Source organism: Methyloversatilis sp. (assembly GCF_030696805.1).
Lineage (GTDB): Bacteria > Pseudomonadota > Gammaproteobacteria > Burkholderiales > Rhodocyclaceae > Methyloversatilis.
The window spans coordinates 38,082-48,337 of sequence record NZ_JAUYRO010000088.1; the positions used below are offsets into that span (position 1 = coordinate 38,082).

Genomic DNA, 10,256 nt, shown 5'->3' on the forward strand with positions numbered 1-10,256 from the left:
GGCTACTCCATATCGGTGAGGCGGCTGCGGCCGCGCGCGGCGGTGGCGCGCTCACGCTGTTCGAGCTGGCGCTGCACTTCGGCCGCCATGTCCTGCGGCGACTGGCCGGGCTGCTGCACAAGGGTGATGGGCGCGCTGGTGGCGTAGGTGACGCTGCCGCCACCGCCGGCCATCAGCGGCGCGGCAGCGGCGGATGATGCACCGCTGCCGATGCCGAACTTCGCCGCCAGCTCTTGCGCGGCGCGCACCTTATCGAGCACCCACGTGATCTTCGAGACGAAAAACCGCTCGATGCCATCGGCGATGAAGCGGAACACGTCGACGAAGGCGCTCTTGATGCGGTCCCAGTTGTTGTAGATCGTGAAGGCGGCGATGCCGATGGCCGTCAGCACAGCGAGCATCGGCCCGGCCGCGCCGACCACTGCGACCACAACCGGCGCTACCAGCGCGAGGCCCAGCTTGACCAGCGCCAGAGGGCCAAGTACTGCGGCAATGCCCAGTGCGAGAGCGCTCACGCCGGTCACCAGCGCGGCGATGGCCGCTGCACCCGTGACGATGCCTTGGGTGAGGCCCGGATTCGCCTGCATCCACCGGTGAAGGCCGTCGAGCATGGTGTCGACGGTGTCGAGCAGCGAAAAGAGCACGCTCTTGAGCACACTGCCGCCCTGCGCGCTGTCTGCAAACAGGCGGTTGAGCGTCATCTGCCAGCGAGCCGACAAGGTCGTGTTGCGGGCGTCCGCTTCGCGCGCCATCGAGCCGCGCGCCTGCTCATCATTCACCAGCGCGAGCTGGCGGCGGTACTCGCCCATGTTCTCGGCGATCTTGGCGACGTCGTCGCCGTATTCCTTGCCGAAGAGGCCGACCGCCGCGCCCAGCTGCTGCTCGCGCGGCAGGGCCTTGATGGCTTCGAGCACGCGCAGGATGGTGCCGGTGCTGTCCTTGATCATGCCGGTCTGCACGGCGTCGGGCGACAGGCCGATCGAGTGCAGCGCGGCTTGAAACTTCGCCGGCTGATTGCCGGCGATGGCCAGCTCACGGATCAGCGCGTTGGCGCCGGTGGCGGCCACCTCGGCCGAGGCGCCCAGGCTGAGGAACGTCGAGCCAAGCGCCGCGGCATCCTTGAACGACATGCCCACCGTCTGGCTGATGCCGGCGATGCGCTGCATCACCTCGATGATGTCCGCACCCTTCGACTGCGCGTTGTCGTCGAGCCAGTTGATGGTGTCGCCGAGCTGGCTGATGCTGGCGATCGGGATCTTGTAGAGGTTGGCAATGCGGGCGATGTTTTCGCCGATCTCGCCGGCGGCGGCATCGAACGCCGTGGCGGCCATGGCGGCGGTGTCGGCAAAGGCGAGCAGATCGGCCTTGCCCTGTATGCCCATGCGCGCGCCAGCCTCCACCAGCGCTGCAATCTCGGTGGTCGCCATCGGGATGCGGCGCGACATGGCCACAATCGCGTCGGCCATGTCGTAGTAGGTCTGGGTGTAGCGGCCGTTGGCGTCGCGCGCGCCCTCGACCTGCCGCGCCACGCCGAGCATGGCGTCTTCGAACGTGGCGTAGTTCTTGACCATGTTGAGTATCGGCAGGCCCATGGCCACACCGGCTGCTGCACCGCTGGCGCCAGCGCCGGCCAGCGCGTTGCGCCGGCTCATGGCCTGGTCGTAACGTTCGTGCGCCGCGCGGGCGCGGGCCATCTGCTCGCCGTGAGTCTTGAGCCGGGCCGTCTGCTGTGCAAGGGCCTGGTTGGCGGCGTCAATGCGGCCCTTCAGTTCGCGCTGGTGCGTGGCGAGCTTGGCCGTGGGCATGCCGGCACGCTCCAGCTCGAGCCGGGTGCGCTGCTGGCGCTCGGCCAGCGTGGCGTGCGCATCTTTCAGCCGTGCGGCTTCTCGGCGCGCGGCTTCGAAGGCGCGGGTCTGCGCCTTGGTCGGTGCCTCGGTCGCCTTCATGGCCGTGGCCAGTTCTTTCACCTTCGCCTGGGCGTTGGCCAGCGCGCCAGCGGTGGCGTGAAAGTCGCGTGTGGTGGTGCGGAACGATTCAAGCTTCTTCTGCTGCTGCTCAAGTTCGCGCAGCCGGTCGCGCGCGCCCTTCACCGCCTTCGAGAGCCCGTTTGACGATTCGAGCACCCGCTTGAGCGGCGCGGTGGCGCGGTCGACCGCGTCGAGAATGACCTGCAGGCGAAGGGAACGGTCAGATGACATGGTGGCACCTCAAAGCATGCGGGGCGGCCGAAGCCGCCCCGCGTGATCACTGATCCGGCTGCGTCCGGACCCTCGCGCGCTCACGCCAGGCGAGCAGCTCGGCCAGGCTGAGCGCGCACATGTCCGACAGCGGCCAGTGGAACACCACGGCAATGTCGGCCATGGCGTCTTCTAGCCGGGCGGGGCAACCAATCCCGTCGTCGTCGCTGCTGCGCCCGGCGAGTCGGCCGGCAGCAGCGACTTCGGCAGTAAAAAACTGCTGATCTCCATCGCGCAGGCCATGAGGTCAGCCGGGTCCATGTTCGCCACCTCAGGCGCAGTGAGCGCAGGCTCGGTGATGCGCGGCAGCACCGCCATGACCGCGCCGACTTCCATGCGCAGCAGGTCAGAGAGCACCAGGCCGCGCAGCTCGCCGGCAGCGGGCTTGCGCAGGGTGATGGCGGTGATGCGGGTGTCACCGCGGGGGATGGGGGTTTCGAGGGCGATGTTCATGAGGTGCTCACGCGTAAATGAAACCTTTGGATGTTCTGACCACGTATTGCCCGTCGACGAGACGAACTTCCAGCATGTTCGTACCGCACAGCTTGTTGATCGCGTCCCACGCCTGCGAGATAACGGGCGAAGTGACCGGGTTTCCCGACAGCGCAAGGGGCCCGTCGTAATCGTAGAGCAGCATCGCACTCACACCCTCGATGATGCAGCCCAGCGCCTGTCTAAAAGCCCACTTTGCATACAACTGATCTTTGTTTGGGCTGCTGGAAATCGCGATGTGTTCGGGCGATGAGGGTGACGATGCATAACCTGTTTCGCCCCAGATGATCGGCTTGCCGGAAACACCGGCGGCCGCGAGGTTGGTACGAAGAGCACGCATGTAAACGCCGACGTTTGTACCCTGACCTGTCCGCAGGAACGGGTCATCGTCCCACCACCGGTAGTACGGGTGAACACACACCGCATCCAGCCAATCCTTTCCCGTGCCGCCGGCCCCGTCACTGGCCGCGAACAGACCGGCTAAGTGGCCCGCGGCACTCCAGTCGCTGGGTGTGGTGACCACGATTTCAGGATCCACTGCTTTCGCCGCGATGTAGACGGCGCGGCAGATCGCCGCCATCTGAGCCGCGGTTCCCTTATAGAAACCGCTGCTGCCGTCCCATGCGGGTTCGTTCCAAGGTTCGATGTACCGAAAGAAACGACGTCCGCCCGCGTTGTAGCGTTGTAGCAGCGCTGTGACGAATGCAGTCACGAAAGCCGGATCAGCAGGCGATGCGCCACTTGGGTTGCCGTACGGATCGGAAAAAGCACCTCCGAGACGTGCAAAGGCAGGGGTGCCGCTCAATACATACCAGCCTTGAATACCGCGAGCTTCGAGTTCGGCAACGATGATGTCGAGTTGAGTCCAGTCGTACACGCCCGCTGAAGGGTTCTGGGTGACCCACAGCAGATATTTGTTGTCCGCCGTCTTGTGATCCCAGATGCGGTAGGTCTTATAGCCGAACGATGGCTCGGCGGTGTCCGTGGGATAGCCGTTCGGCCACCGATGAACGTTGATACCGAAAAAGTCCTCGGGTACGGCGACGAATCCGGACCACTTCAATTCGCCGCCTACCGAAAAGGGCGCTTTTCGACCTCGAACGAGGTGATGGTTGCGATCTCTGCCGAAGCAACACCGCCCGCCGTCGCTGTGTAGGCACCGAGCGTGAGGAACAGGTCGTTCTGATTCATGTTCGGGACAGTGAAATCGGCGGGGATGTCCGGAGCGCCGTTCCCGGACAATGTGTTCAGCAGGGTGCCGTTGCCGAGCCGGCGGATACTGGTTGCGCTGACCCGCATGAAGTCAAGGGTGCCAGAGCCTGCATCCGTCGCTCCGCTCAGTGCCGTGGTCGCAGAACTGTTGACAGCCACGTCGGTGGCGATCTCGCCGGTCGTTCCAAAATAAAAAAGAGCGAAAGCGTTGTCAGTGACGCCGTTCTTTTTTATGCCGAAGTGAACTCGAATCACATCGCCGTCTCTGGCCAACAGCTTTTTATCCACAAGAACCTGTGCAACCTTTCTCGGCGTTGTGGTGTTTCCGAGCGTCGAAAATGCGGGACCGAAAGTCACCTGTCGATGCACGTTGCTGTTGGCGGATTGGTTCTTTGCTTCAGGCTTCCAGTTCGGGAGCTTGTCCGGGGTGACACCGGTGCGCGCACGTGAATTACTCATCTCAATCTCCTGTTGTGACGACCGTCAAACGCCGATGGCCTTGCGCTGCTCGGCGAGCCGATCAACGCCGTCAATGGTTTCGATGAAGTTCAGCAGGTCGATTTCGATCTCGACGCGGCCGTTGATGGTGAGCCGGTAGTAGGTCAGCGGCACCGTGGTTTTCATGCCTGCGTCTTCGCCGGCCTTTGCATTGCCGGGGTCGATCTCGGTGAAGCGGCCGCGCGCGCTGACTTCAACGGCATCGACCACGCCGGTGTCGTCGCGCTGGTAGGCGCCGACCCAGCGCAGTTGCCGGCCGGAGATGTTGGCGCTGCCGAAGCTGCGGTAGATCTCCGGCATGAAGCCGGTGGTGATCTCCATGGACATGCCCTGCATGCCCTGGTCGATGGTGACGTCGCCGTTCATGCCGCCGCCGCGGTACTCCTCGGTCTTTCGCATGAGCTTGGGCAGCACGACCTCGGGGCAGATACCGACGTAGCTGTTGCCGTCGTTGAAGAAGTTGAAGTTCTTGAGCTTGCTGGGCAGTCCCATGGTGGTGGTCTCCGGTCAGTGCGGGCGCGGGCGGTCAGGCGCTCAATCAGGCGTTGACCCGAGCGGCGAAGTCGATGAGGTAACGGTCTGTGATGCGCTGCTGGAAGAGCAGCGTTTCGAGCGGCGGGACGGGGGTGTAGTCGTAGTCGATGTACAGCTTCCCGCTCTTCAGGGTGACCGGGTCGTTGATCTCTTCGTTGTACCAAGCCTCCGCGCCGATGATGTAGCCCAGCCCCTTCAGCTCGCGGAACTTGGCGTTCACGCCGTCGATGATGTCGCGCACGAGTTGCGGGTGCATCGGCTTGTCGACGGCCCACATGTGGGCTTCGGCGATGGTGTCGGCCAGCACCTGGGCGGTGCGGGTGTAGGGCTCAAACGCGAACAGCGGATCGTCGCTGCAGGTGCGCGAACCCCAGAAGCGGAAGCCATCGCGGCGGATGAGGCAGGTGACGTCGCTGCCGTTCAGGAAGTTGGCGTCGGTCGCGGTTTCCTGCAGGTCGAAGTAGACATCTTTCGTGAGGCCGGTGACGCCCTGCACGGCGACGTTCGACAGCGACTTGTGCCAGCCCACCGTGTGGTCGATGTAGGCGCGCAGGCCGACCGCGCGGGCGGTGGCGAGCGCCGTGGCGTTGGCTTCGGTGACGGTGTCGAACGCCTGAAAGTCGCCGTAGATGAGCATGAGTTCGCGGGCGGCGAAGGTGTCGCGGTAGGTGACGGCCTCTTCCTTCGTGTCGCAGTCGTGGGCGGCGATGTAGGCGAAGCCGCGCAGCTTCTGAGCGATGATCGCCAGCTCGGCGGCCACGGCTGGGGTATCGAGCCCGGGCGCGGCGAGGATGCGCGGGCGCACACCCACTTTGCCTTCGGCCGCGAGCAGCGCCTTGAGGCCCGTGTATTGGCCCCCGACCGTGACAGTGCCGATGGCGTTCGCGGTGGTGGCCGCGGCATCGACGCCGGGCTCGATGCGCACGACGACGACGAAGGCGTTGCCGTGGTCGGCGATGGCGTCGAGCACCTTGGCGAGCGTGCCGGTTGCACCGGCCGCGCCGATGGCGGTGAGCACGCTGGTGACGAGCACCGGGGTGTTGATCGGGAAGACGTCGTCGTCGGCGTCGGGTGCGGTTGCGACGATGCCGATCACCGAGGTGGCGATGGTGCGGATGGGGCGGATGCCCTCGTTGATCTCGATGACGCGTACGCCGTGGTGGTAGGTGTCGGGCATGTCGGGCTCCTGGTGGGCGGGGGTGCCGGCTGATGTGGGTGGAGCATGCCGCGCGCGCGCGGCTGCGTGGTGCTCAGCGGGTTGTCTGCGGCCGCGTTACATCACGGCGCGTTGATCCACCCGAATTCACCACTCGATCGCGGCAATCTGCGCCTCGGTGGTGGCGGCCAGCACGGCGTCTTTCAACGCGCGGGCTTTGAATATCTGCTGCGCCTCATGCTCGCCCGCGGCCTGCCCGAGGCCGCGCAGCGCCTCGGCATCGAGGGTGACCACGCTGTTGTCTTCGGTGATCCACGGGGTTTCGAAGGTCGGGTCCAGCAGGCTCAGCGTGACGGCGCCGTTGATGCGCTGGATCGATTGTGTGTCGCTGTCGTAGCGCACCCCGGCATACAGAAAGCCGCCGCGTGCAGCGGCGTCGCGGGCGGCGTCGATCTCGCGGATCTTCGACTCGCGCAATTCGGTCATGGTGACGTGCTGGGCCTGGGCGGACGGAAACCCGCCGACACCCGGCACGATTCGCTGCCCCTGCGCTTGCGCCTGCAAGAGCGAGGTGTGTTGCTGCGGCGTGATCTCGACCACGTCGCTCGGCACGTTCGCGCCATGGATCGCGCGGCTGTAGAAGCCACCGGTTTGAGCGGAATACAGCATGTGAATACCCTCCCTAGAAACCGAGCGCGATCCACAGGAACGCAGTGGCGGAACTGCGCACCCACGGAATCTGGCTCGTGGTGGCGGCGCGGAACACGACCGAATCGGTCGGCGTGCCGACAGTGATTTGATTGGCCGCGGCGATGGCCATCATGCTGTTGGGCCACGCGATCGGGAATGTGATGGTGCCGCTGGTGCCGGCAGTGGTGCCGCCCCACTGGATGATCAATCCGCTGGGCAGACGCTGATAGCCCGAACTGCCCAGCGCGGAAACAAAGTTGCCATCGAACGGTAGCCGCGCGGAACCGTCGACGGCCCAGCTGTTCACGTTCGGACCTTTGGTGAAGGTCGCAGTTGTATTCGCGGGGAGCGTGATAGAGGTCTGTCCGCCCCCGTTCGCAAAGATCGTGTCGCTGCCTGTGCGCTGAACGACGATGGGTACCGCTGTCTGGATGGTGTAAGTGGCGCCCGCCGGCACAGATGACACGGACGGCAGATTCACGACAGACGCCGCACTCGATCCGTAAAAGAACTTCCCGGCATCGGCTGGCAGCAGGTTGTAGGGCGTTGTTTCGATGCCGATCAGCCCGGCCCGGTTGCCCAGCGCGCGTTGAACAAACGCGGTTGTTGCGATCGACGTGTCTGAATCGAACTGTGTGGGGGTCGGCGCAAGCGGGTTGCCGGTGAGCGCGGGCGAATCCTTAGGTGCGAAGAGCCCGAAGTCGATCGCCGAAAACGCATCGGCAAGCGCGTCGTAACTGGCTTTCAGCCATTTGGTGCGGTTCGCAAGCTGCTTGGTTGGCAGGTTGTCGATGCCGCCGGGGCCACCTTGCACCGGGTCGGTCTCTTCGAACTGATAGATGCCTTCGGTGTATTCCTCGACTTCGGTCAGATTTGCCATGTCAGGTTGCTCCGTAGCTGATGGTGGCGTCGCGCAGGCGTGAGCCGTCGCGCGTGAATGCGGTTTCAGAGAAGTCGAGCAGGGCCAGGGTGCAGCGAGCGGGCGCGGTGGCTTCGAGCACCCGGCGAGCGCTCTGGCCTTGAGCGATGGTGATGGGGCGGTTGAGCAACACCTCGTAGGTGGCCCAGCTCGATGTTTCGCCACGCGATCGGGTGCCGTCGCGCACGGCCGTGGCGTCGCGACGCAGCGCGGTGATGCCCTCGACAATATGTGCTTCGTAGCCGAGCAACTCGTTGATGAGGCCGACCGATCGCAGGGCGCGAACGACCGATGCGCGGGTGCCTCGGCGTCGGTGCAGGTAGATGGCGTCGCGACAGACCTTGCGCCGCACGTCTTCGGGCCACGCGTCAGACCATTCATCGACCCGGAGGCACCAGGCTAAGGCCGGCAGGCACTGCGCTGGGCAGGTGTCCGGGTGCCACAGGCGAGCGACCTGGTCAGCCGCCGCGCCCAGCGCCGAGAGGGCGAGCGCGGCCGAAAGGCGGCGCTCGGTTTCGGTGGTGCTGGGCGGCAGCAGGCTCACAGGCCGATGCTCCCGAGGGTGACGGTGACGGTGGTGCAGTAGCCGGCTTCGTCGTCGGCGATATCGATGTCGGCGGCCGGGCTGGTGAGGCTCACGCCCTGCGCGCCGGGCTGGTGCAGGGCGGCGAACAATGCGCTGCGGGTGATATTGCGACCGAGGTTATGCAGATCGGCGAGGGTCGCGGTGAGCGCTGCGGTGGCAGCTTCGAGCACGGCGGCCGGGCTGGGGCCGGGCAGCACATCGATGACGGCCTCAACGGTGTAGTCGACGATGGTGGCGCTCTGCACGACCAGGCTGTCGCAGAGGGCGCGAACGTCGTCAGCGTTCAGCCGGGCATAGACCACGCCCTGCAGGTCAAGCGACGCGGCGCCATCGCCCTCGCGGGAGAGCACAGTCACGAGCACTTCGCCGGGCTCTGGGTTTGCGACATGGGCGCCCTTCACCTCGCCATCGGCCGACAGGGCGTGGAACAGATAGGCATCGCGCGTGCCGGCGTTGGTCATGGCGGCGGGGGCGAGCTGGATGCGACGGCGAAAGTCGGCGTCGGATTCGAGCACCGCCGGCACGGGTGGGATGGCGTCGGGGTCGGCCGGGGTTATGACCAGGCGCGGTACGTCGTAGAACGCGGCGAGGTTGTCCAGATCTGTGCCGGTGGACCACGGCAGCATGACGGCGCGGGCGGCGTCGTTGATGCGGGCGCGCAGCAGCAGCTCGGTGTAGGCCGACTCTTCGAGCAGCTTGACGATGGGCTCGGATTCGAGCGCGAGCGCCAGCGCGATCGAAGGACGCTCGGCTTCGCTGTAGAGCGCGAGCAGGCGCGCCTTGCGTGCCAGAAGAATGGCCTCGAAGTCGGCCGGCGCGACGACGGCCGGCGCGGGCAACAGCGACATGTCGATCAGTGCGGGCATGCGTCAGGCTCCGGTGAGCGGCAGGGTGAGGGCGACTTGCGTGGTGTTGCCGTCGCTCATGGCGTAGCTGCCCTGCAGGTCGATGGTGAGCCGGCCGTGTTGAGCGGTATCGGGCAGCACGGCGATGCGGGTGACCTTGAGGCGCGGCTCCCAGCGCATCAGCGCGAGGTAGCTGGCGGCGGCCAGGCGCAGCAGGGTTGCGCGGTGCATGGGCTGGTCGATCAGCTCGGGCAGTTCGGAGCCGTAGTCGCGGCGCATGACGCGGGTGCCCATGGGGGTGCTCAGAATGTCGCGGATGCTCTGGCGCACGTGGTCGATGCCGCCGAGCGAGCGACCGGTTGTGGCGCTCATTCCGGTCGCGTTCATCAGGTCGGCCCGCCCGTGTTGCCGCTGCCGGGCTGCACGCCGGTGTGGGTGTGGGTGTGCAGCACGATGCCGTTGCTGCTCAGCGTGCCGCCAGCGTGGCTGAAGGTGCCGTTGATCAGGTTGTCGTTTTCGCCACCGTCGCCCGCGATGCCGTTGTGGTAGCTCAGCAGGTCGTCGACCGTCAGGGTGCCGGTGACGTGGGTGTGCGGGGCGTCGATGGTGACTTGCACCTCGGCCTGAATCACTGCGGTTTGCACGCCTGTGACCGACAGGGCGCCGGTGCTGTGGTTGTAGCGCACGGCCGCGCCGTCCGGATAGATGGTGAGGTGTTCGCTCGCACTGTCGCTGGGGGCGGGCCGGGCGTCGCTGTAGGCGGCGGGCAGCACCCAGGCTGCGCCGGGGTCGCCGCTGGGGCAGAGCAGCAGCACCTGTTCGCCGACCGTGGGCGGCGACCACTCGCGGGTGGTGCCGGCGCGCGGGGCCAGCCACGGCAGCCAGTCGCTCACCAGTTCGCCGGACTGCACGCGGCAGCGCGCCTCGGCGTGGTTCACGGAATGGACGGTGCCGGGCCGGATCAGGTTGTCGAGCCGGCGGGCGAGTTCAACGACGTCGGGAGTGGGCGCGGTGTGCATGCCCGGCAGAGTGCCGCGCGCGCGCGGGTGTTGGGATGTGGCGGGTTGTGCGGTAGGGGATTACTACA

Annotated in this window: 13 protein-coding genes; all 13 read right to left on the reverse strand. The window is 66.0% G+C overall.

What is annotated here, in order from left to right; translation table 11 throughout:
• Positions 1-2: 2 nt before the first annotated feature.
• The 13 genes from Q8R75_RS13900 to Q8R75_RS13960 all read right to left on the reverse strand — a co-directional run bounded on the left by Q8R75_RS13900 (position 3) and on the right by Q8R75_RS13960 (position 10,188).
• Complete coding sequence (locus Q8R75_RS13900) at positions 3-2,198, reverse strand: phage tail tape measure protein (RefSeq protein WP_305663738.1); 2,196 nt, start codon at positions 2,196-2,198, stop codon at positions 3-5.
• A gap of 46 nt (positions 2,199-2,244) precedes the next feature.
• On the reverse strand, positions 2,245-2,361 hold the full coding sequence (locus tag Q8R75_RS13905) for a GpE family phage tail protein (RefSeq protein WP_305663739.1): 117 nt from the start codon (positions 2,359-2,361) through the stop codon (positions 2,245-2,247).
• A gap of 8 nt (positions 2,362-2,369) precedes the next feature.
• Positions 2,370-2,690: a phage tail assembly protein gene (locus tag Q8R75_RS13910; RefSeq protein ID WP_305663740.1), complete on the reverse strand. Its 321-nt coding sequence runs from the start codon at positions 2,688-2,690 to the stop codon at positions 2,370-2,372.
• Between the two features lie 7 nt (positions 2,691-2,697).
• Entirely contained in the window at positions 2,698-3,792 is a 1,095-nt protein-coding gene (locus tag Q8R75_RS13915; RefSeq protein WP_305663741.1) for a hypothetical protein, read from the reverse strand.
• Between the two features lie 8 nt (positions 3,793-3,800).
• Positions 3,801-4,400: a hypothetical protein gene (locus Q8R75_RS13920; protein ID WP_305663742.1), complete on the reverse strand. Its 600-nt coding sequence runs from the start codon at positions 4,398-4,400 to the stop codon at positions 3,801-3,803.
• A 24-nt stretch (positions 4,401-4,424) separates the two neighbouring features.
• Complete coding sequence (locus tag Q8R75_RS13925) at positions 4,425-4,931, reverse strand: phage major tail tube protein (RefSeq protein ID WP_305663743.1); 507 nt, start codon at positions 4,929-4,931, stop codon at positions 4,425-4,427.
• A 46-nt stretch (positions 4,932-4,977) separates the two neighbouring features.
• A complete protein-coding gene (locus tag Q8R75_RS13930; RefSeq protein WP_305663744.1) occupies positions 4,978-6,150 on the reverse strand; it encodes a phage tail sheath protein in 1,173 nt (390 codons plus the stop codon).
• A 126-nt stretch (positions 6,151-6,276) separates the two neighbouring features.
• Positions 6,277-6,798, reverse strand: a complete 522-nt coding sequence (locus Q8R75_RS13935) for a DUF4376 domain-containing protein (protein WP_305663745.1) — start codon at positions 6,796-6,798, stop codon at positions 6,277-6,279.
• Between the two features lie 13 nt (positions 6,799-6,811).
• On the reverse strand, positions 6,812-7,699 hold the full coding sequence (locus Q8R75_RS13940) for a hypothetical protein (RefSeq protein ID WP_305663746.1): 888 nt from the start codon (positions 7,697-7,699) through the stop codon (positions 6,812-6,814).
• Between the two features lies 1 nt (position 7,700).
• A complete protein-coding gene (locus Q8R75_RS13945) occupies positions 7,701-8,282 on the reverse strand; it encodes a phage tail protein I (protein WP_305663747.1) in 582 nt (193 codons plus the stop codon).
• Positions 8,279-9,190, reverse strand: a complete 912-nt coding sequence (locus Q8R75_RS13950; protein ID WP_305663748.1) for a baseplate J/gp47 family protein — start codon at positions 9,188-9,190, stop codon at positions 8,279-8,281. Before Q8R75_RS13950 ends, Q8R75_RS13945 begins: the two co-directional genes overlap by 4 nt.
• Positions 9,191-9,193: 3 nt before the next feature.
• Positions 9,194-9,541: a GPW/gp25 family protein gene (locus Q8R75_RS13955; RefSeq protein WP_305663749.1), complete on the reverse strand. Its 348-nt coding sequence runs from the start codon at positions 9,539-9,541 to the stop codon at positions 9,194-9,196.
• Positions 9,542-9,555: 14 nt separating this feature from the next.
• A complete protein-coding gene (locus Q8R75_RS13960) occupies positions 9,556-10,188 on the reverse strand; it encodes a phage baseplate assembly protein V (protein ID WP_305663750.1) in 633 nt (210 codons plus the stop codon).
• Between the last annotated feature and the right edge of the window lie 68 nt (positions 10,189-10,256).

Bases quoted from the DNA above. Each gene is read 5' to 3' on its own strand.
- Q8R75_RS13900 (WP_305663738.1), bottom strand. From the start codon at position 2,198: ATGTCATCTGACCGTTCCCTTCGCCTGCAGGTCATTCTCGACGCGGTC.
- Q8R75_RS13905 (WP_305663739.1), bottom strand. From the start codon at position 2,361: ATGGCCGACATTGCCGTGGTGTTCCACTGGCCGCTGTCGGACATGTGC.
- Q8R75_RS13910 (WP_305663740.1), bottom strand. From the start codon at position 2,690: ATGAACATCGCCCTCGAAACCCCCATCCCCCGCGGTGACACCCGCATC.
- Q8R75_RS13920 (WP_305663742.1), bottom strand. From the start codon at position 4,400: ATGAGTAATTCACGTGCGCGCACCGGTGTCACCCCGGACAAGCTCCCG.
- Q8R75_RS13925 (WP_305663743.1), bottom strand. From the start codon at position 4,931: ATGGGACTGCCCAGCAAGCTCAAGAACTTCAACTTCTTCAACGACGGC.
- Q8R75_RS13930 (WP_305663744.1), bottom strand. From the start codon at position 6,150: ATGCCCGACACCTACCACCACGGCGTACGCGTCATCGAGATCAACGAG.
- Q8R75_RS13935 (WP_305663745.1), bottom strand. From the start codon at position 6,798: ATGCTGTATTCCGCTCAAACCGGTGGCTTCTACAGCCGCGCGATCCAT.
- Q8R75_RS13940 (WP_305663746.1), bottom strand. From the start codon at position 7,699: ATGGCAAATCTGACCGAAGTCGAGGAATACACCGAAGGCATCTATCAG.
- Q8R75_RS13950 (WP_305663748.1), bottom strand. From the start codon at position 9,190: ATGCCCGCACTGATCGACATGTCGCTGTTGCCCGCGCCGGCCGTCGTC.
- Q8R75_RS13955 (WP_305663749.1), bottom strand. From the start codon at position 9,541: ATGAGCGCCACAACCGGTCGCTCGCTCGGCGGCATCGACCACGTGCGC.
- Q8R75_RS13960 (WP_305663750.1), bottom strand. From the start codon at position 10,188: ATGCACACCGCGCCCACTCCCGACGTCGTTGAACTCGCCCGCCGGCTC.